Source organism: Phytohabitans sp. LJ34, assembly GCF_052068095.1.
Lineage (GTDB): Bacteria > Actinomycetota > Actinomycetes > Mycobacteriales > Micromonosporaceae > Phytohabitans.
The window spans coordinates 249,767-268,423 of sequence record NZ_JBQHDG010000009.1 but is presented as its reverse complement, the minus strand read 5'-3'; the positions used below and the strand labels follow the sequence as shown (position 1 = coordinate 268,423).

The 18,657-nt window shown below is 73.3% G+C and carries 19 protein-coding genes; 5 read left to right on the top strand and 14 right to left on the bottom strand.

Going from position 1 to position 18,657, the window contains the following annotated elements; translation table 11 throughout:
* Positions 1-63: 63 nt before the first annotated feature.
* Positions 64-1,116: a ribosome small subunit-dependent GTPase A gene (gene rsgA / locus ACTMTJ_RS18625; RefSeq protein WP_441218166.1), complete on the bottom strand. Its 1,053-nt coding sequence runs from the start codon at positions 1,114-1,116 to the stop codon at positions 64-66.
* Positions 1,117-1,281: 165 nt separating this feature from the next.
* Between rsgA and ACTMTJ_RS18620 the strand changes: the two genes are divergently transcribed.
* On the top strand, positions 1,282-2,004 hold the full coding sequence (locus ACTMTJ_RS18620) for a maleylpyruvate isomerase family mycothiol-dependent enzyme (protein ID WP_441218164.1): 723 nt from the start codon (positions 1,282-1,284) through the stop codon (positions 2,002-2,004).
* 8 nt (positions 2,005-2,012) lie between these two features.
* Positions 2,013-2,666, top strand: a complete 654-nt coding sequence (locus ACTMTJ_RS18615) for an MBL fold metallo-hydrolase (RefSeq protein WP_441218247.1) — start codon at positions 2,013-2,015, stop codon at positions 2,664-2,666.
* A gap of 16 nt (positions 2,667-2,682) precedes the next feature.
* On the opposite strand, the gene ACTMTJ_RS18610 is transcribed toward ACTMTJ_RS18615, so the two are convergent.
* Positions 2,683-3,342 (bottom strand): hypothetical protein, encoded by a 660-nt coding sequence (locus ACTMTJ_RS18610; protein ID WP_441218162.1) that lies wholly within the window; start codon positions 3,340-3,342, stop codon positions 2,683-2,685.
* Positions 3,343-3,419: 77 nt separating this feature from the next.
* On the opposite strand from ACTMTJ_RS18610, the gene ACTMTJ_RS18605 reads away from it, so the two are divergent.
* The gene (locus tag ACTMTJ_RS18605; RefSeq protein ID WP_441218160.1) at positions 3,420-3,803 is read left to right on the top strand and encodes a DUF4180 domain-containing protein; all 384 of its coding nucleotides are present in this window, start codon (positions 3,420-3,422) and stop codon (positions 3,801-3,803) included.
* Here the strand turns inward: ACTMTJ_RS18605 and ACTMTJ_RS18600 are convergent.
* Entirely contained in the window at positions 3,738-4,961 is a 1,224-nt protein-coding gene (locus ACTMTJ_RS18600; protein ID WP_441218158.1) for an MFS transporter, read from the bottom strand. The genes ACTMTJ_RS18605 and ACTMTJ_RS18600 overlap by 66 nt on opposite strands.
* A gap of 42 nt (positions 4,962-5,003) precedes the next feature.
* Between ACTMTJ_RS18600 and ACTMTJ_RS18595 the strand changes: the two genes are divergently transcribed.
* Positions 5,004-5,642, top strand: a complete 639-nt coding sequence (locus tag ACTMTJ_RS18595) for a CGNR zinc finger domain-containing protein (protein ID WP_441218156.1) — start codon at positions 5,004-5,006, stop codon at positions 5,640-5,642.
* An 86-nt stretch (positions 5,643-5,728) separates the two neighbouring features.
* On the opposite strand, the gene ACTMTJ_RS18590 is transcribed toward ACTMTJ_RS18595, so the two are convergent.
* The gene (locus ACTMTJ_RS18590; protein WP_441218154.1) at positions 5,729-5,962 is read right to left on the bottom strand and encodes a hypothetical protein; all 234 of its coding nucleotides are present in this window, start codon (positions 5,960-5,962) and stop codon (positions 5,729-5,731) included.
* 189 nt (positions 5,963-6,151) lie between these two features.
* On the opposite strand from ACTMTJ_RS18590, the gene ACTMTJ_RS18585 reads away from it, so the two are divergent.
* A complete protein-coding gene (locus ACTMTJ_RS18585) occupies positions 6,152-7,174 on the top strand; it encodes a LacI family DNA-binding transcriptional regulator (RefSeq protein ID WP_441218152.1) in 1,023 nt (340 codons plus the stop codon).
* Positions 7,175-7,704: 530 nt separating this feature from the next.
* Here the strand turns inward: ACTMTJ_RS18585 and ACTMTJ_RS18580 are convergent.
* Genes ACTMTJ_RS18580 through ACTMTJ_RS18535 form a run of 10 tightly spaced genes read right to left on the bottom strand, consistent with a single transcriptional unit; the run spans position 7,705 to position 18,515 of the window.
* Positions 7,705-8,649 (bottom strand): DNA topoisomerase IB, encoded by a 945-nt coding sequence (locus ACTMTJ_RS18580; RefSeq protein ID WP_441218150.1) that lies wholly within the window; start codon positions 8,647-8,649, stop codon positions 7,705-7,707.
* The gene (locus tag ACTMTJ_RS18575; RefSeq protein WP_441218148.1) at positions 8,633-9,520 is read right to left on the bottom strand and encodes a glycosyltransferase family 9 protein; all 888 of its coding nucleotides are present in this window, start codon (positions 9,518-9,520) and stop codon (positions 8,633-8,635) included. Before ACTMTJ_RS18575 ends, ACTMTJ_RS18580 begins: the two co-directional genes overlap by 17 nt.
* On the bottom strand, positions 9,517-10,203 hold the full coding sequence (locus tag ACTMTJ_RS18570; protein WP_441218146.1) for an SDR family oxidoreductase: 687 nt from the start codon (positions 10,201-10,203) through the stop codon (positions 9,517-9,519). Before ACTMTJ_RS18570 ends, ACTMTJ_RS18575 begins: the two co-directional genes overlap by 4 nt.
* Positions 10,203-11,576, bottom strand: coding sequence for a PfkB family carbohydrate kinase (locus tag ACTMTJ_RS18565; RefSeq protein WP_441218245.1), 1,374 nt, complete (start codon positions 11,574-11,576; stop codon positions 10,203-10,205). The genes ACTMTJ_RS18570 and ACTMTJ_RS18565 overlap by 1 nt, the downstream gene beginning before the upstream one ends.
* Complete coding sequence (locus ACTMTJ_RS18560; protein ID WP_441218144.1) at positions 11,576-12,199, bottom strand: D-sedoheptulose-7-phosphate isomerase; 624 nt, start codon at positions 12,197-12,199, stop codon at positions 11,576-11,578. The genes ACTMTJ_RS18565 and ACTMTJ_RS18560 overlap by 1 nt, the downstream gene beginning before the upstream one ends.
* The gene (locus ACTMTJ_RS18555; RefSeq protein ID WP_441218142.1) at positions 12,199-13,416 is read right to left on the bottom strand and encodes a glycosyltransferase; all 1,218 of its coding nucleotides are present in this window, start codon (positions 13,414-13,416) and stop codon (positions 12,199-12,201) included. The genes ACTMTJ_RS18560 and ACTMTJ_RS18555 overlap by 1 nt, the downstream gene beginning before the upstream one ends.
* Positions 13,401-14,351: a glycosyltransferase gene (locus ACTMTJ_RS18550; RefSeq protein ID WP_441218140.1), complete on the bottom strand. Its 951-nt coding sequence runs from the start codon at positions 14,349-14,351 to the stop codon at positions 13,401-13,403. Before ACTMTJ_RS18550 ends, ACTMTJ_RS18555 begins: the two co-directional genes overlap by 16 nt.
* Positions 14,348-15,940 (bottom strand): HAD-IIIA family hydrolase, encoded by a 1,593-nt coding sequence (locus ACTMTJ_RS18545; RefSeq protein ID WP_441218138.1) that lies wholly within the window; start codon positions 15,938-15,940, stop codon positions 14,348-14,350. The genes ACTMTJ_RS18550 and ACTMTJ_RS18545 overlap by 4 nt, the downstream gene beginning before the upstream one ends.
* Positions 15,940-16,869, bottom strand: coding sequence for a glycosyltransferase family 2 protein (locus tag ACTMTJ_RS18540; RefSeq protein ID WP_441218136.1), 930 nt, complete (start codon positions 16,867-16,869; stop codon positions 15,940-15,942). The genes ACTMTJ_RS18545 and ACTMTJ_RS18540 overlap by 1 nt, the downstream gene beginning before the upstream one ends.
* Positions 16,870-16,877: 8 nt before the next feature.
* A complete protein-coding gene (locus ACTMTJ_RS18535; RefSeq protein WP_441218134.1) occupies positions 16,878-18,515 on the bottom strand; it encodes a carbamoyltransferase family protein in 1,638 nt (545 codons plus the stop codon).
* Between the last annotated feature and the right edge of the window lie 142 nt (positions 18,516-18,657).

Sequence of the window (18,657 nt, the reverse complement as noted above, 5' to 3'; positions counted from 1 at the left end):
GACTGCCGGAACGACTTTAGACCCCCGGTATGACACTTTCCGGAGCCGCCACATTCCCGCAGCTCAGGGACGGTTGTGGCCGCGCACCTCCTTGTGGATCCGCTTCCACATCGCCCGCTGCTCGGCCAGCAGCCGCGCGTCCTTGCGCCGCATCTCGTAAGCGATCTCCCGCTGGAGCTTCAGCCAGCTCTCGTACCGCCGAGGTGGGAGGTCTCCGGCGTCCAACGCCGCGCGCACCGCGCAGCCCGGCTCCCCGTCGTGCTGGCAGTCCGCGAAGCGGCAGGTCGCGGCCAGGTCGGCCACGTCCGCGAAGGCCCGGTCCAACCCCTCCTCCGCGTCCAGCAGGCCCACCGCGCGGATGCCGGGAGTGTCGAGAACCGCACCGCCGTCCGGAATCGGGATCAACGCCCGATACGTGGTCGTGTGCCGTCCCTTGCCGTCCACACGCCGGATGGTCTGCGTGCCCATCACCACCGCGCCGGCGAGCGCGTTGACGAGCGTCGACTTGCCCGCGCCGGAGGGCCCGAGCAGCGCCAGCGTGCGCCCCCACGCCACGTGCGGCGCCAGCTCGGCGAGACCGTCACCGCGCTGCGCGCTGACGGCGAGAACCTCGACACCGGGCGCGGCCTGCGCGATCTCCGCGACCACCGCACCCGGATCCGCGGCCAGATCACATTTTGTGAGTACCACCACGGGCTGCGCGCCGGACTCCCAGGCGAGCGCGAGCAGGCGTTCGACGCGGCCGACGTCGGGCGCCGGATGCATCGGCTCGACCACGGCTGCCGCGTCGACGTTGGCGGCGAGCACCTGCCCGACCGAGTCCTTGTCGGACGTGCGGCGCACGATCGCCGTCCGGCGCGGCAGCACGGACTCCACCGTTATCCGTTCGTCCGGCCACGTGCGCACGGTCACCCAGTCGCCCGCGCAGGGCAGGTTGACCGGATCGCGGGCGGCCGCCGAGAGGATCGCGCCGGCGAGGCTGGCGCGCACGGTGCCCTCGGCGCACAGCACGGTGCAGACGCCGCGGTCGACCCGCACGACCCGGCCGGGCTGGGCGTCGCCGTCGGGCATGGTGTGGCTGCCGTCCCAACCGAGGGACGCAAGATCGAACGTCATCGGTACAACCCTTTGTGAGAGGAGACTCAGAAACTCGAACAACGTGAGGCGAGGAAAGCCATAGCTCCCCACCTCCTCTCCCCGGGCCTTCGTCGTGACGCGTCTGCCCCAGACCGTAAGGTCCAATGCCGGTGGGGCGAAAGCCATTTCTGTAGGGTCAGGAGTGTGACGGCTGACCCGCTCGTACTCCTGCCCGAGCTCGACCGCGCCACCGACCGGCTGCTGCGCACCGCGGCGGCTTTGGACGACGACGCCTTGACGGCCCCGTCCCTCCTGCCCGGCTGGACCCGCGGCCACGTGCTCACCCACCTCGCGCGAAACGCCGACTCCCAGTTCAACCTCCTGACCTGGGCCCGCACCGGGGTGCGCACCCCCGGATACGCGAGCGCCGAGGCCCGCGAGGCCGGCATCCGGGAGGGCGCCGCCCGCCCGCTGGCCGAGCAGCTCGAAGACCTGCGCGTGGCCTCCGCCCGCCTCGCCGAAGCGGCCGCCGAGATGCCCGCCGACGCCTGGGGCACCATCGTCGAACGGACCGGCGGCCGCAAAGCCCCGGCCGCCACCTGCGTGTGGGGCCGCCTGCGCGAGGTCGAGGTGCACCACGTCGACCTCGACGCCGGATACAAGCCGAGCGACTGGCCAGACGCGTTCAGCCAGCACCTGCTCCGCGAGGTGGTCAGCGACCTCACCAACGCCACCGGCGTCACCCCGCTGATCCTCCGGCCGACCGAGCTCGCGCACGACCTCACGATCGGCCAGGTGGAGCGGGACACCCCGGTGATCGCCGGCCCGACGTTCGAGCTGGCGGCCTGGCTGGCCGGCCGATCGTCCGGTGTAGACCTCGACGCGACACCCGCAGGCCCCCTGCCCACCCCACCCGCCTGGATCTGATGACCGCCATGCCTTACACCGGAGACGTCACCCCGGGCGGCCCACCCGACGTCCGCACGCTGGAAGCGCTCACCATCACCAAGGTGTCGGTCGGCCCGATGGACAACAACGCGTACCTGTTGCGCTGCAACGCGACCGGCTCACTCCTCCTCGTCGACGCCGCCAACGACGCGCCACGGCTGCTCTCGCTCGTCGGCGACGACACCCTGTCCACTGTGGTCACCACCCACCGCCACATGGACCACTGGGTGGCGCTGGAGGAGGTGATCGCCGAGACCGGCGCCAGATCGCTGGCGCACGAGGCCGACGCCGGCGAGCTCCCGGTCACCTCCGAGACCGTCCACGATGGAGACGTCATCTCCGTCGGCGACTGCCCGCTGGAGGTCATCCACCTGGTCGGCCACACGCCGGGCTCGATCGCCCTGCTCTACGCCGACCCGGCGGGCGTCCATCACCTCTTCACGGGCGACAGCCTCTTCCCCGGCGGCGTGGGAAACACCCGTGGCGTCAGGGCAGACTTCGAGTCCCTGATCGGCGACGTCGAGCGCAAGCTCTTCGACAGACTGCCGGACGAGACCTGGTTCTATCCCGGCCACGGCAAGGACAGCACGCTGGGCGCGGAACGCCCGAGCCTCCCGGAGTGGCACGCCCGCGGCTGGTAGTGGCCTCGCGCCGCCGTCATTCCCAAGCCGGCACCCACCACTGCCAGCCTGTGGGCGCCGGCGGCCAGGCCGGGTCGGGGCGCCAGCCCGGCGGTGGCACCCATCCTGACGGCGGAGCCGGCCATTCCGGTGGCACCGTAAACCGGATCGACGTCGGCGGTGGCGGGATCGGACCGTGTTCGCGCGGCTGAGTCCGGGGCACCGCGGCTGCGGCGACGACCGCTTCCGCAGCGGCCGGGGGCTTGCGATCCGCCACCCCGTTGAGCCAGGTGTCCGGAAGCTCATGCGCGCGGGCCACATAGAGCACGACTTCCGCCTTGATCCGGTTGCCCTTGACGATCGCTCGCGCCGACGTGCTCGCCTCCATCTCCGCGATGTGCCGGATGGCGGGTAGCAGCTCACCGCTCATCTTGGGCGTGAGCTGCCCGACACGCTCGCCGTCGACCCGCACCTCGACGACCGTCTTGGAGGTCCGGGCGGTCTCTTCGACGATCTCGTGCAGCGTCACGTATGCCCAGCACTCCCCCTCTGGCCGCAACAGCGGTTGCAGGGCATCGAGATGTTTTTCTTCGCCGGTGACCTGGATCGCGCCACCCAGCGGCAGCGTACGGTGTTCGCCGCTCGGCGGCAGGTTCGCCGGCACGAGCATGTGCGGCTCGGCGAGATCCAGCGTCACTCGGGCGCGAAACTCGACCCGGCCCGGCTGAGGAAATCGTCGAGCGGGCGCGGGTCTGAGTCTCTACGATCGCGGCCATGACGGTCGAAGAGATCCATGGTGTGCGTGTGCTCAGCGTCCCCGAGGAGGGGCCGGCCATCGGGAGTGGCGCTGATGCCCTCGATCTCATCGCTGCCACCTACGAGCACCAGGCCGACTTCATCGCCATCCCGGCCGCGCGGTTCGATCCCGAGTTTTTCAGGCTCAGCAACGGGATCGCCGGGGAATTCCTCCAGAAGCTCGCCAACTACCGGCTGCGGGTGGCCATCATCGGCGACGTGTCGGCGCACGTCGAGGCGAGCAACGCCCTCCGCGACTTCGTCCGGGAGAGCAACCGCCGCAAGCAGAACTGGTTTCTAGGCACCCGGGCCGAGCTCCGAGACCGGCTCGCGGGCGAGGACGCCGCCAGCCCCGGGGCGTGACCGCGCGGAGCGCGCCAGTCTCGGCTCGGCGAGGAAGAGGGCGAGAGCGGCGGCCGCTAGTGCGGCGCCGGCTAGCGCGACGCTTCGTACACCTTCGGTTTGGATCAAACCACCGCCCAGGAGTGAGCCGCCCGCGATGCCCAAGTTGAACGCGGAGCCCATGCCCGCCCCGGCGAGGTCGGTGCTGCCGGGCGCGACCTGGAGTGTGCGGTTTTGGACCGCGACCGCGAACGCCGAGTAAGCCATCAGGGCGAGCGCGACCGTCACGACGGCCGCCGCCTTGGCGGTGCCGAGGGTGTAGAGGGCCAGCAGCGCGGTGACCGTCGCGGTGAGCGGCACGACCAGCGAACCCCACGGCCGGCGGTCGAGGAAGCGGCCGACGACCAGCGTGCCGGTCACGCCCGCCACGCCGGTGACGAGGAGGAGCGGCCCGAGTGCCGATGGCGCGAAGCCGCTCACGTCGAGGAGGAAGGGCGTCACGTAGGTGTACGCCGTCATGGATCCGGCCACGCCGATCGGGCACGCCACGACGAGGATGGCGTAGCGGCGGACGTCCGGCGCGGTGCCACGCGCGGCACCGCCCTCCGCCGGCGCGAACGTCGGCACCAGCGCCGCGACCGCCACGCATGTCGCCAGCCCCGCGGCCGCCATTACCAGGAAGGCCACCCGCCACCCGGCCAGCTGCCCGATCCACGTGCCCACCGGCACACCGACCACAGGGGACAGTGCGGCCCCGATCGAGAGGCGGGCGACCGCCCGGCCGCGCACCTCGGGCGGGAAGAGGCCGGCCGCGGTCGGGCCGACGACCGACCAGAAGAGGGCCTGGGTGAGCGCGATCGCGAGGCGGGCGGCGAGCAGCACCCAGTAGTTCGCGGCGATGGCGGTAACCAGCGCGCCGGTCACGAAGATGGCCAGCGTGACGGTGAGCAGCCAGCGCCGCGGGATATGGCCGGTCAGGTAGGTGAGCGGGATGGAGGCGAGCACCACCACGCCCGCGTAGCCCGTCACCAGCAGCCCGATCTCCGAGTCGGAGCGGCCGAGGTCGTCGGCCATCACCCTGAGCAGGCCGATGGGCAGCACCTCGGTCGTCACGTACGTGAACGTGGCCACCGACAACGCCACCAGGGCACCGGTGGCACGCCGTTTCGATATCGTCACGGTGTCTCCACTAAAGCCGGTTACGGTGGTAGCATCTCAGGCGTGTCGGAGGAGCGCAAGCCGGATTTGCGGATCGTCGGCGGGCACCCGGTGCTCGACCTGGTCAACACCGTGACGCCACGGCGACCGGGCGGCCAGGAGCACCTCACGTCCCCGGCGGAGCTGCTCGCCTGGTCACAGCGGGTCGGCCTGGCCGACGCGGGCGAGGCCCGCGTCGTCAGCGCGGCCTGGCGAGCCAGGTCCGGGTCCGCCGGCCAGGCACTGCACGCGACACTCGATGTCCGGGAGTCGGTGTACGAAGTTCTCCGCGCGACCCTCGCGGATTCCAGCCCTGACAGCGCGGCGCTGGAGCACCTCACCCTCCGCTGGGCGGCCGCCGCCGCACGCTCCACATTGGTCGGGGCCGCGGATCACCCGGCGGCGGTGGTGGTCGGCACCGACCCGGCGTTCCTGTTGCCCGACCGGCTCGCGTTCGCGGCGGTGGAGTTGCTGCGCACCGTCGATCCGGGGCAGCTCAAGGAGTGTCCGGTGGACGAGGGCGGCTGCGGCTGGCTCTTCCTCGACCAGAGTCGAAACGGCTCGCGCCGCTGGTGCGCGATGGCCGACTGTGGCGCGCAGGCCAAGGCGCGCAAGCTCACCGCACGCCGGCGGGCAGTGCGCGCTTCCACCGTAAAGGCTTGAGGGGGTAGCCGGCTGGTGGCCCGACTAGCCGGGCGCAGGTCGGAGCCACCAGCCGGGGACCGTGGGGTGTGGTGCCCTCCCTTCCTTTACTCAGCCTGTGATGTCACCGGGAGCCAGACCCGCATCGAAGCCGGGCCCCGGTTTGCCCAAAGGTGGAAGTCGCCCAACCGGCCGGTCTCCTCCAGCCACCGGTGCACGTGCGGGGTCGTCGCCTCCGCGTTGCGCTCCTGGCGCTCACCCCAGAAGCCGCCGCGGAGCCGCACCGCGTCCACGCCCAGCGGGCGCGGCGCACCCGCCGACGGGAGCACCGGTCCGATCATGCCCAGCCACCACCGTCTATGTGAACGTGAACCTGGCAAACACCGGACATGCGGCCACCCTTTGATGGTCGGATAGGACCTGGCCGCCCGGTGGCCGAAAACCTTTTCGGCAATCTAGCGACGGCGCCATAAGGCTGTCAAGGGTGTCTTGGTGTACCCTCCGACGAAACGCCTCACGAAAGGATTTCGGTGGCCAGGCAGCGTTCTCGCCCCGTCACGCTGACCGACGTGGCTCGCCGCGCGGGCGTGTCGGTGGCCACCGCGTCGAAGGCGCTCAACGCCCGTGACGAGGTCGCCCCGGAGACCCGCCGCCGGGTCCTCCAGGCGGCCGACGAGCTCGCTTTCCAGCCCAACGTACTAGCTCGCGGGCTCCTCACGGGACGCACCCGCACGATCGGCCTGCTGACCGACGAGCTCGCCGGCCGGTTTTCCATCCCGATCCTGCTCGGCGTGGAAAACGCCCTGGCCAACGGCCAGATGTCCGTGCTGCTCTGCGACGCCCGCGGCGACGCGATCCGGCGCCAGCACTACATCCGCACACTGATCGCCCGCCAGGTCGACGGCTTCGTCGTGCTCGGCGACTCCAACGACCTGCGCCCGTCGCTCACCCGCCAGATCCCGGTCCCGGTCGTCTACGTGTACGGCGAGTCAGACGACGCCAACGACCTGTCCGTCCTGGCCGACGACGAGCACGGCGCCCGCCTCGCCACCGAGCACCTCGTGTCGCTGGGCCGCCGCACCATCGCGCACGTCACCGGCCCGGAGACGTACCGCGCCGCCCGCGACCGCGCGGCCACGGTGCGGAAGGTGTTGACCGACGCCGGCCTGCCGCTCGCCGGCGGCGACCCGCTCTACGGCGAGTGGTCGCAGCGCTGGGGCCGCCACGCCGCCCGCACGATCCTCACCGCGCATCCGGACGTCGACGCCATCTTCTGCGGCAACGACCAGATCGCGACCGGCGTGGCCAATACCGTTCGCGAGCTCGGCCGCCAGATCCCCGACGACATCTCCATCGTGGGATACGACAACTGGCACGAGTTCGCGTCCGACTGCCAGCCGCCGCTGACCACTGTGGACCTCAACCTCCAGCAGCTCGGCGAGACGGCCGTCAAGCACCTCTTCGCCGCCCTCGACGGCCAGCCCACCTCCGGCGTCATCCGCCAGCCCTGCCGCCTCGTCGTCCGCGACTCCACCGGTCCGCCCCCGCAGTAGCGCTCCCGCGGCCTCTACCCTGGCTTGTTGGACATTCCGGGGCGCGCGGGTGACGGGACCGGCACGGGTCCCCGGCACTACCTGGATTTCCGCCCGCACAGGATGGGGCCGGCCGCCGTCTATGACGCAGCGTCAGCAGGCTCGGCTGAGAACATCGAGATCTAGGATAGTTAGGGTTGATATGGCGCCCTAACTCTCCAAGATCTGGAATCTTGGATCGCGCGCCCGGCAGCGGTGTTTACTCAGAGCGACGAAGCCCTGTTCGACGACGGGCATATTGGACAAATACCGCTGGCCGCGCATCCGCGGGAGGCAAAGGGGCGAGCGTGACCAGCGGCGGATGGGTGAGGCCGCGGGAGCAGCGGTCCAGACCACGACGGACGTCGCGGTAGCCCACATCTGCTTTTGGGTTTGGATTCCTGTGCCCGGAGACCGAGCACGGCGTGCCGTGGGGCCGGTGCCCCTCCGCGCCGGCCCCACGGCTGTCACCTGGTAAGAGCGGCGCGCCGCGCGGCTCCGTTACTGCCCGGTCAGGAGAGCAGGTCACGGACGGCCTTCTCCGTGGGCGCGGACACCACCTGGCCGTCGTGGTAGAGGTCGATCACCCGCGGGTCGACGTAGGAGGCCTTGGCCACCGCGGGTGTGTTGCCCAGCAGCTCGGCCACCTCGCGCATCACCGCCGCCACCGTGCGCTTGCGCCGGGTCGCCGAGCCCTGCGGACCCTCGCCGGCCAGCTTCGCGGCGGCCAGCACCGTCGCGTGCCAGGTGCGGAAGTCCTTGGCGGTCATGTCGACCCCGCTCGCTTCGCGCAGGTACTCGTTGACCTCGTCGCTGCGCACGTCGTGCCAGCCGTTGCCCTTCCAGTAGGCGAACAGCCGCTCGCTGCCCTTGCGGCGGCGGCGCAGCGCCCGCAGCACCTCGCACACCCGCCCGTCGGTGACCTCGCAGGCCTGCTCGACGCCGCCCTTGGCCGGAAACTCCAGCACGATGCAGCCTTTGCGCCCGCGCACGTGCTCGGGGCGGAGCGTGGACACGCCGTAGGTCGGGTCCTCGCCGCCGGCGTACTCGTCGCCGCCGACCCGGAACGCGCCGAGGTCGAGCAGCGCGGCGATAGCCGCCAGCACCCGCTCCCGGGTCAGGCCCCGCCCGCCGAGGTCGGCGTTGATCCGGCGGCGCAGCGCGGGCAGCCGGGCCGCGACGTCGAGCACGTGTTCGTGTTTCGCCGCGTCCCGCGCGACCCTCCACTGTGGGTGGTAGAGGTACTGCTTGCGGCCGGCCGCGTCGACGCCGGTGGCCTGGATGTGCCCGCGCGGGTCCGGCGAGATCCACACGTCCTTCCAGGCGGGTGGTATCACGAGGTCACGCAGGCGCCGCACCGTTTCCGGATCGGTGATCTTCCGACCTTGTTCGTCCACAAAGGAGGTCCTGCGCCGGCCGTAGCCGGGCTTGGACACGTCGCTACGCCGCAGCCGCACACGTCACCTCGTCCACAGCGGCGAGCACCTCCTCGACTCCGATCGACGCCACGGTCGGCCCGCGCCAGAGTGCGCGGTGCTCGGGCCGGTCGGGCGGCGGGCCCCACAGGTCGGGCGTCATCGGCCCGAACATGACGACCGACGGGATCCGGTACGCGGTCGCCAGGTGGCCGACGCCGGTGTCGCCGCTCACCACAAGCCGCGCGTGCGCGACCACGCCGGCCAGCTCGGCCGGATCGGTGCCGCCGGCGAGCACCGCGTCGCCGGGGAGGTCGGCCAGGGCGGCCACGCACTCGGCGATCGGCCGCTCGGCGGCGGAGCCGGTGACCACCACCTCGTACCCCCGGCTGGCCAGGTCTCGTGCCACGGTGGCGAAGCGCTGCGGCGGCCAGCGGCGGGACGCGGCCTTGGCGCCGGGGTGCACGACCGCGACGCCCTCGCGCGGCGGCCGAGAGGGCACCGCCAGCGAGAGATCGGTGGGGTCGGTCGGAATGCCGTACCACTCCAGCATCCGGCACCAGCGCCGCACCTCGTGCTCGCTGTCGTTCCACTCCGGGCCGTCCACATGCTCCGCCTCCGGACACGCGAACGCCCACAGCCGCGCGGGCCGCGAGCGGCGCAGCAGCCGGTGTGACCGCGGCCCCTTGCCGTGGAGGTTGACCGCCAACGAGGCCTTCGGCAGCGTCCGCGGCTCCAGGCCGTCGCAGGGCACCACCGCGTCGATGCCGCCCACCAGCTCGACGAGCGGGCTGAGCCAGGTGGGCGCGGCGAGCGCGAGCGTCCGCTCCGGAAACGCCCGGCGCAGCGCGCGCAGTGCCGGCACACCCGTGGCGAGGTCGCCGATCCCCAACGCCCGCAGCACCAGGATCATGGGTAGGACGACTCCTGCTCCGCGCAGACCACGATCTCGCGTACCGCGGAGCCGGGCGGCTGGTTGAGCGCGAACATGACCGCGCCGGCGGTGTTGTCCGGGTCGTTGAGCTGCGCGTCCGGGCCGGGCTTGTACTGCTCGTCCCGCCCGTCGAAGAACGGCGTGCGCATGCCGCCCGGCACGAGCAGCGTCACGCCGACCGTGCCGGCGAGCTCGGCGGCGAGCGCGCGGGTGAAGCCCACGACCCCGAACTTCGCGGCACAGTACGCGGTCGCGTCGCTGACCGCCTTGAACCCGAGCGTCGAGGCCACGGTGACGACCGTGCCGTGCGCCCGCTCCAGGGCCGGCAGCGCCGCCCGCACGACGGCCGCGGTGGCGAGCAGGTCGATCGTGACGGTGCGCTCCCACACCTCCGCCGGCACGTCCGCCAGCCGGCCCGGCACGTCGACGCCGGCCGCGGTCACGACGGCGTCGAGCCGGCCGGCCTCGGCCGCGATCCGCCGCGTGGCGTCTTCGGCCGCGCGGGTGTCCGCGAGGTCACACTCCACCCAGGACGCGCCGTCGACCGGTGACACGGGTGCCTGCCGGTCCAGGATGTAGGGCTGCCAGCCCTCCTTCGCCGCGGCGGCGACCACCGAGGCGCCGAGCCCACTCGAGCCACCGGTCACGAGAACGACCTTCATCAGACTCCCTCCAGATGCCGAGCCGCCGCGATCATCCGCGTCGTCGAGCGGCCGTCCAGGTACGGCACGATCACGCACTCCCCACCCCACCGTTGAACGAGGTCGGCCTCCGGGAGTAACCCGCCGTCGCTGCCGTAGTCGCCGCCCTTGACCCACACGTCCGGGCGCAGCCAGGAGAGCACCGCGTCCGGTGTGGACTCGTCGAAGACCACGACCGCGTCGACGGCGGAGAGCGCGGCCAGCAGCCGGGCCCGGTCTTCCTGACGGACCATGGGCCGGTCCGGTCCCTTGAGGCCGGTGACGCTGCTGTCGGAGTTGAGGCAGACGACGAGGCAGTCGCCGAGCCGGCGGGCCGCCTCCAGCGTGGCGATGTGGCCGGCGTGCAGCAGGTCGAAGCAGCCGCCGGTGGCGACCACCCGCCCGCCGCGGGCGCGTACCGCAGCGACGAGCTCGCCCGCCGCCTCCCGGCCGATGCCCGCGGCGCCCACCTCCAGCTCGTCCGGGGCGAGCACCGCACGCACTCCCCCGCTCGCCACGTACGCGGTCGCCTCCCGCACCGCCGCCTGTACCGCCTCGGAGACCAGCGCGCCACCGGCGAGGGCGAGCGCGGCGGTCGTGGCGAAGCGGTCGCCGGCGCCGCAGGTGTCTCCGTCGACGCGCCCGGGGGTCGGCACGACCAGCGGCGTCGGGCCGTGGCAGAGCAGCGCGCCGTCGCCGCCCATCGTCACCGCGACCGCGCCGGTGCGCCAGCGCCCGCGCAGCTCCTGCCCGCCCCGCGCGGCGGCGGCGACCCGGTTGCCGCCGGCCTGGTCGCCGGTCAGGTGGCGGACCTCGGCCTCGTTCGGGGTGGCCAGCCGCACGCCCCGTACCGGCGCGGGCCCGCGCGGATGCGGATCCCACACGACCGGCGCGGTCGCCTCGGCGAGGGCCGCCCGCAGGGTGGGATGCCGGGCGACGCCGCGCCCGTAGTCGCTGACCAGGATCGCGTCCGCCTCCGCGATGGCCATCAGCGCGGCTTCGGTCGGCTCACCGTCCACTTCGGCGTCGCCCCGGTCCAGCCGCAGCAGCACCTGCCCGCGCGCGCTCAGCCGGATCTTCTCCGGGGTGCTGCCGGTCATGGGCAGGGGGTAGATACGGACGCCGGCCTCGGACAGCAGGGTGCTCAGCCGGGCCCCGCCCGCGTCGCCGGCGAGGCCGGTGACGAGCGCGACGTACTCGCCCCGCCGCGCGGCCAGCAGCGCCGCCAGCCCGGCACCGCCAGGACGGTCCGATGTGGACCGCTCGGCCAGCACGGGCACCGGCGCGTCCGGGCTGACCCGGTTGACCGCACCGTCGACGTCCCGGTCGAGCAGCGTGTCACCAACTATGACGATCACGAGAGTCCTCCCACCGGTACTGCGCGCCACGCGGGCGCCGGGAGTGACGGCAGCGCCAGGTCGACGTACTCGCAGAGCACGTGCACGGAGACAAGGTGCAGCTCCTGCACGACCTGCGCGTCGGGCGACGGCACCGCGAGCACGTCCGAGCAGAGCTCGGCGAGCGGGTTGGGCGTCGGCCCGGTCAGCCCGAGCACCCGGATGCCGAGCGAGTCGGCGGCCTCCGCGGCGGCCAGCAGGTTGGTGCTGCGCCCGCTGGTCGACAGCAGCAGCAGCGCGTCACCGGGCCGGCCGTGGGCGCGCACCTGCCGGGCGAAGACCTCGTCGTACCCGAAGTCGTTGCCGATGGCGGTGAGCGAGGACGTCTCCGCGGTCAGCGCGATCGCCGACAGCGCCGGCCGGTCGTCACGCAGCTTGCCCACGAGCTCGGCGGTGAGGTGCTGGGCCTCGGCGGCGCTCCCGCCGTTGCCAGCCACCAGCAGCCGCCCGCCGCCGACCAGCAGCCGGGCCAGCTCGTGTCCCCAGCGGGAGAGCTTTCGGGCCGCCTGGCGGTACGGCACGAGCGCCGTCGCCAGGCCCGCCAGGTGACTGTCCAACGCCGACACCTGACCGTCGCCCATCAGGCCACCGCCCCGGTCGGGCGGCGCACCCCGCTGACCGTCGCGTAGACAGCGCTCAGCTGCTCGGCCGCGCGCTTCCACGAGTAGCACTGGCGGGCCCGGTCGAGCGCCGCGGTGGCGTACGCGAACCGCCGCACCGGATCGCCGAGCACGCGGCGCAGCGCCATGCCCAGCGAACGCGGGTCGCGCGGCGGCACGAGGTCGCCGGTGAGCCCGTCCACGACGGTGTCGGTGAGGCCGCCGACGGCGGACGCGACCACGGGCACGCCGCAGGCCATCGCCTCGAGCGGCGTGAGCCCGAACGGCTCGTACCAGGGCGTGCTCGCCAGGATGTCGGCGGAGCGGTACCAGCGGGGCATCTCGTTCGCCGGCACGGCACCGACGAGCTTGACCCGGTCGGCGACCTTCGTGGACTCGGCGAGGCTGCGGAGCTTGCCGGCGAACGGGTCGGTGTCGAGGTTTCCGGCCGGCGGCCCACCCACGATGACGCACTCGGCGCCGGGCACGATCTTCAGCGCGCGGATGAGGTCGGCGAAGCCCTTGCGCTCCACGAACCGCCCGACCGTCAGGATCCGCGGCCGGTCCGGGTCGCGCGGCTCCGCGGGCCCGTCCGGTGAGAACTTCTCGCTGTCCACACCGGACGGTATGACCGCCATCCGGCTGCGCGGCACGCCCATGCGGACCAGCTCGCGCACCTCGTCCTGGCACTGCGCGACGACCCGGTCGACGGCGCGGCCGAGCGCCCGCTCGTAGCCGATGCGCCGTGGCGGGCTGGTGTCGGCCGCGCCCTGGTGCCGCTTCTTCACCGTGCCGAGCGCGTGGTACGTCTGCACGACCGGCACGCCGGTCTGGCGGCCCGCGGTGACGGCGGCCAGCCCGCTCATCCAGAAGTGGGCGTGCGCCACGGTCGGCGCCCAGTCGTCCCCGCGCCACTCGTCGACGAGCCAGCGGCTGAAGTCCTTCATGTGCGGCAGCAGCTCGTCCTTGGGGAGGGGCTCGGGCGGCCCGGCCGGCACGTGCGCGACCGTGACGCCTTCCCGCATCGGCACGAGCGCCGGCTGGTCCGGGGAGTCCCGGCGCGTGTACACGCGTATCTCGTGCCCCTCGGCGGCGAGCGCGGCGGCCAGCTCGGCGACGTGGGTGTTCTGCCCGCCGGCGTCGACGCCTCCGAGCGCGGCCAGCGGGCTGGCGTGTTCCGAGATCATCGCGATGCGCATGGTGAAACCTCCTCAAGCAGGCTGTCCCAGTCGGCCAGAAACCGGTCGAGGCCGTAACGCTCGTTCGCGACGGCTCGGGCGCGGGCGCCGAGCCGGCGCGCCTCCCCCGGCTCCTCCAGCAGCCAGCGGGCCGCCTCCACCAGGTCCTCCACACGGGTGGAGAGCACGCCCGCGTCGGGCGGCACCGCCCGGACCGCCTCGGTAGTGGCCAGCGCGACGACCGGCATGCCCATCGTCATCGCCTCGATCAGGCTCAACCCGAGCGAGGTCCACCGGCACAGGTGCAGGTACGCCCGGCGCCGGGCCAGCTCGGCGTGCATCCGCTCCTGTGGAAGGTCTTCGTGCGCGTCCACTCCGGACAGTCGATCGAGATCGGTGACGCCCATCCCGTACACGTCGAGCGGCGCCACGGCCGCGAAACGCGGAAACAGGTCGGTGCCGGTGACCCGGCCACGGCGCACCGGCTCGTTGGTGGCGACGGCGAGGCGGGACAGGTCACCGGAGTAGCGGGCGGCCGGCGGCACCACGCCGTGCTCGACGACCGCCGTACGCGTTCCGCCGGTATCCCAGAAGAGCTCGTTGAAGTGGGTGACGTGGACGACGAGGAGGTCGTCCCGGTCGGCCATGGGATGGCGGGAGTTGGGCACGTCGCCCTTGGGCGTGTTGTGCTCCACGTAGACCAGGGGCGGGCGGCGGCCGAGCCAGCGGTCCACCAGCTCCAGCTCCTCGGGGCGCTGCACCACCACGACGTCGACGTCCTCGGTGGCGAGGCGCTCCGGCGGCACCTCCTCGATCGTGTGGGGCCAGGCGTACGTGCGGGCGCGGCCGAGACCGTACGGCCCGCGGTCGGGGGTCACCGGCACGAGGTAGCGGTGCTTTCCGTGCACGAACGCGGTCGTCCACGACCCATGGACGTGCCAGAGCAGGATGTTCATGTCACACCCACTCGGCGCACCGCCTCCACCACGGCAAGCGGATCCACTGTGGACAGGCAGGGATGGCCGTCGACCGGGCAGACCGCGGCCCGGGTGTTCCGGCAGGGCGCGGTGGCGTCGCCGAGCCGTACCCACGGCACGCGGTACGGCCCCCACTGTCCAAACGGGACCGTCGGCGCGAAGAGGCTCACGACCGGTGTGCCGACCGCGGCGGCCAGGTGGGCGGGGCCGGTGTTGGCGACGACGAGGCAGGCGGCCCGCGCGATGACCGCGGCGAGCGCGCCGAGCGAGGTCTGGCCGCCGAGGTCTAGCGCGGCGGCGCCGGCCACGCGGGCGCTGAGCGGGCGCTCGTCCGGCCCGCCGGTGACCACCACGCGGTGGCCGGCGTCGGTGAGCGCGGTGACGATCGCGGCGTACCGCTCCGGCGGGCAGGAACGGGCGGGCACCGAGGCGCCGGGGTGCACGACGACATAGCCGGGCGCGAGGTCCGTGCCGCCTTCGGCCCCGCGCAGCCGCAGCTCCGGCACGTCGTCGGCGGGCAACGGAAAGCCGGCCGCGGCGGCGAGCGACAGCGCGCGCTCCGTCTCGGGGATGCCGAGCGGCACGCGGTGGCGAACGTCCAGAAGGGAGCCGGGGTAGTCGTCGCTGATCGCGAAGATCCGGCGCACGCCGGCCATCCGCAGCACCAGCGCCAGCGGCAGCGCCGACTGGTGGAACGAGGTGAAGAGCACCGCCTCCTCCGGCGCCGCCGCGGCGATCCGGTCCACCATGCCGTCCACTTCGGACCTGGCGAGCGGCTCCGGGCTCGGGTCGATCCAGGGCAGCCGCCACTCGATCAGCTCGTCGACACCGGGCAGCAGCTCGGCGGCGCGGCGGCCGCGCGGACCGCAGAGCATCACGACTCGCTCGGCGCCGGCCGCGACGGCCCGGATCGCCGGCCCGGTGACGAGCACGTCGCCGGCCGAGTCCGGGCGGGCCACGAGCACGGTGCCGTGGCGGGGCCGGGGCGTACCCGGCGGCACCAGGCGGGCCCGGCGGAGGATCTGGTGCACGGCCGCGGGCAGGTCGCCGGCCACGGTGGGCGCGGCGGCGACCTCCTCGACCCGGGTCACCGCCGTGGGCACCAGGATGCCGGCCGCACCCGCGGCACCGGCGGCCGCCATGTCGCGGCCGATGTCGCCGACGACTACACAGCGCTGGGGTGTGGTCCCCAGCGCCGCGGCGGCATCGATGACCATGCCGGGTTGTGGTTTGCGACACCGGCACCCGTCGCGCTCCCCGTGCGGACACACCTGCCAGGTGTCGAACGGGCCGAGCAGCTCCTCGACGCGCGCGTTGACCTTCGCCACATCCTCCGGCGCCAGCCGTCCCCGCGCGATCCCTGACTGGTTGGTCACCACACCGAGCTTGAAACCCGCGGCGCGAAGCCGATCCAGTGCCGCCCGCGCGCCGGGCATCGGGCGCACCAGGGCGGGATCCCCGTTGTACGGCACGTCCTCCACGAGCGTGCCGTCGCGGTCGAAGAGAACCGCGTCGAACAGGTGGCTTCGCACGTAGCGCTGGTTCCCGGGGAGGAGAGAAGTAAACATCAACAGAACCGCCCGCCGAGCGGGCGCGCGCCCCGCCACCGCCACCATCCGCGCAGCCAGTGGGCGGTCGCGAGCGGCGGGATGAAGAGACTGGTCAGGAGCGTCGTGCCGACCTCCCGGGGCGTCTTCGGACCGGGCCGGACTCGGGCCGCGGCGAACTCCGCCGTACCCGCGAGCCACACGGCCCCGGCGACCGGGCGCAGACGCGGCACCGCGACGGCCACGGCCAGCGCGGCGGTCACCACGGCGTGCCGGGGCCGCCGCCCGGGGAGCGCTTCCACGAGCGTTCGCCAACGCGGTCCGTACATGTGCCGCAACAGTGCGTCATCGGCGTTGCCGCGCTGCGCCCGCAGGCTCGCCCAGGGGCCTTCCGGTCGCACCGGATGGGTGACCCGCCGCGCGCCACGGACGAGTTGCCAGCCCGCGCGCCGCACCCGGTAGGCCAGCTCGGCGTCCTCCCGGTACGCGCGCGGGAAGCGCTCGTCGAAGCCGCCCGACTCGACCAGCGCGGCCCGCCGGTACGCCATGTCCGCGGTGATCCAGCGGGAATCCTCCAGGCCGGCGGTCGAGCGCTCCCAGTCGGTCGGCGGGCGGTCCGCCGGCAGCGGCACCCACACCCGGCCCTGCACGCCGCCCACTCGATCGGGCACCTCCAGGTCCGCGCGCAGCCGCGCGAACCAGTCCGGGTCGGGCACCACGTCGTCGTCGAGGAAGGCCACCCAGGGGAAGCGGGCGGCCCGCCACCCCGTGTTGCGCGCCGCGGCGGGTCCCCGGCCAGGTCCACTGAGGACCTTCGCGTACGGCACGTCCAGCGGGCCGGACTGGTCCTTGCGGTCGTCGACCACGAGGATCTCCGCGCCATCCTCTATGGAGGGTGCCAGGCGTTCGAGGAGCGCGGAGAGGCTCGGCCGGCCCAGGGTCGGCACCACGATCGAGATCAAACGAAGGCTCCCGTCCGGTGCACCGCGTACGGGCCGAGTGCCAGCAGGTCGACCGGCGCCGAGCCGAAGAGCTCCATCGCTTCGCGGGGCGTGTCCACCATCGGCCGCCCGGCCGTGTTGAGCGACGTGTTGACCACGACCGGCAGCCCGGTCAGCCGGTCGAACTCCGCCAGCATCTCCGCCACCAGCGGCTCGTCCGCACTGTCCACTGTCTGCACCCGAGCGGTGCCGTCGACGTGGACCACCGCCGGGATCCGCTCCCGCCACTGTGGCCGGACACTGTGGACGAACAGCATGTACGGGCTCGGCAACACTCCGTCGAACACCTCGGCCGCCCGCTCGGCCCGCACCATCGGCGCGATCGGGCGGAACTGCTCGCGCCCCTTCACGTCGTTCATGCGGCGGGTCGTGTCCTTGTCGCCGGGGTGGGCGAGCAGCGAGCGGTGGCCGAGCGCACGCGGCCCGTATTCGCTGCGACCCTGGAACCACGCCACGATGCCGTTGCCGGCGAGCACCCGCGCGGCCTCCGCGGCGATCGAGTCCGGCCGGCTGAAGGGCAGCCCGGCCCGCCGCAGCTCCGCCTCCAGCTCGCCGTCGCTCCAGCCACGGCCGAGCGCGGCCCCGGGCATGGCCTCCGGCCGCGGCCCACTCTCCCGTGCGAGGTGCAGCGCGGCACCGAGCGCGGTGCCGGCGTCACCCGCCGCCGGCTGCACCCACACGTGATCGAATGGCCCCTCGGCCGCGATCCGCGCGTTGGCGACGCAGTTGAGCGCGGTGCCGCCGGCCATCGCCAGCACGCGCGGCCCGCCGGCCGCGTCGAACGTCCAGCGGGCGAGGTCGAGCAGCACCTCCTCCAGCCGCGCCTGCACGCTGGCGGCGAGGTCGGCGTGCTCGGCCGCCATCTCCGCGCCGGCCGGGCGCACCTTCGCGAGCGTGTCCCACTCGATCGGCGCCACGGTGAAGCCACCGTCGCCGGTCGCGCGGACCAGCTCGCGCAGCAGCGGCAGGTGCTTGGGCTCGCCGTAGGACGCGAGCGCCATCACCTTGTACTCGTCGCTGGAGTGCGTGAAACCCAGGTGGCGGGTCAGATCCTCGTAGAGCAGGCCGAGCGAGTGCGGCAGCCGCTGCGTGTAGAGCGTGGTGAGGTGGCCGTCCCGGTACGCGCCGGCCAGATGGCTCGCCGCCTCACCCCGCCCGTCGAGCACGAGCACCGCGGCGTCGTCCCGGTGCGGCATGGCCAGCCCCGCCGAGGCGGCATGCGCGACGTGGTGCGGCACGAACCGCACCGCACCGGGGTCCAGCCCAGGCAGCGCGGTGGCGAGAAACTGGGGCGCACGCTGGGCATACTCCACCCGCAGCCAGTCCCACGGGTCGCTCTCGCCGACCACCTCGCCACAGAGCGCGGGGTCGAACGAGTACCCCACCGCGTCGAGGTCGCCCGGCTCCAGCCCGGCGGACTCGAGGCACCACGCGGCGGCCAGCTCCGGCAACTCCCAGGCGCTGAACGGCACGGGCCGCTTGCCATGCTTACGCCGACTGAACCGCTCCTCCTCGGCAGCCGCCACGACCCGCCCGTCCACGACAAGGGCAGCCGCCGGATCATGGAAGATCGCGTTGACACCTAGCACCCGCATGCCCGCAGAGATACCCCCGCATGCCTGGTCTAACCACGGTCACGGCGCGGCGGCCACCGCCTCGCTTTCCAGCGGCCGCGCCTGCTCCGCGAACGTCGCCGGCACCCGCCCGATCTCCACACCGCGAATCTAGACAGACCTT

Excerpts from the sequence above, each read along its gene's own strand:
- ACTMTJ_RS18605 (WP_441218160.1), top strand. The coding sequence starts at position 3,420 with ATGACGGTCGAAGAGATCCATGGTGTGCGTGTGCTCAGCGTCCCCGAG.
- ACTMTJ_RS18545 (WP_441218138.1), bottom strand. The coding sequence starts at position 15,940 with ATGTTTACTTCTCTCCTCCCCGGGAACCAGCGCTACGTGCGAAGCCAC.
- ACTMTJ_RS18560 (WP_441218144.1), bottom strand. The coding sequence starts at position 12,199 with ATGGGCGACGGTCAGGTGTCGGCGTTGGACAGTCACCTGGCGGGCCTG.
- ACTMTJ_RS18555 (WP_441218142.1), bottom strand. The coding sequence starts at position 13,416 with ATGCGCATCGCGATGATCTCGGAACACGCCAGCCCGCTGGCCGCGCTC.
- ACTMTJ_RS18550 (WP_441218140.1), bottom strand. The coding sequence starts at position 14,351 with ATGAACATCCTGCTCTGGCACGTCCATGGGTCGTGGACGACCGCGTTC.
- ACTMTJ_RS18535 (WP_441218134.1), bottom strand. The coding sequence starts at position 18,515 with ATGCGGGTGCTAGGTGTCAACGCGATCTTCCATGATCCGGCGGCTGCC.
- ACTMTJ_RS18615 (WP_441218247.1), top strand. The coding sequence starts at position 2,013 with ATGCCTTACACCGGAGACGTCACCCCGGGCGGCCCACCCGACGTCCGC.
- ACTMTJ_RS18570 (WP_441218146.1), bottom strand. The coding sequence starts at position 10,203 with ATGAAGGTCGTTCTCGTGACCGGTGGCTCGAGTGGGCTCGGCGCCTCG.
- rsgA (WP_441218166.1), bottom strand. The coding sequence starts at position 1,116 with ATGACGTTCGATCTTGCGTCCCTCGGTTGGGACGGCAGCCACACCATG.
- ACTMTJ_RS18575 (WP_441218148.1), bottom strand. The coding sequence starts at position 9,520 with ATGATCCTGGTGCTGCGGGCGTTGGGGATCGGCGACCTCGCCACGGGT.
- ACTMTJ_RS18590 (WP_441218154.1), bottom strand. The coding sequence starts at position 5,962 with ATGATCGGACCGGTGCTCCCGTCGGCGGGTGCGCCGCGCCCGCTGGGC.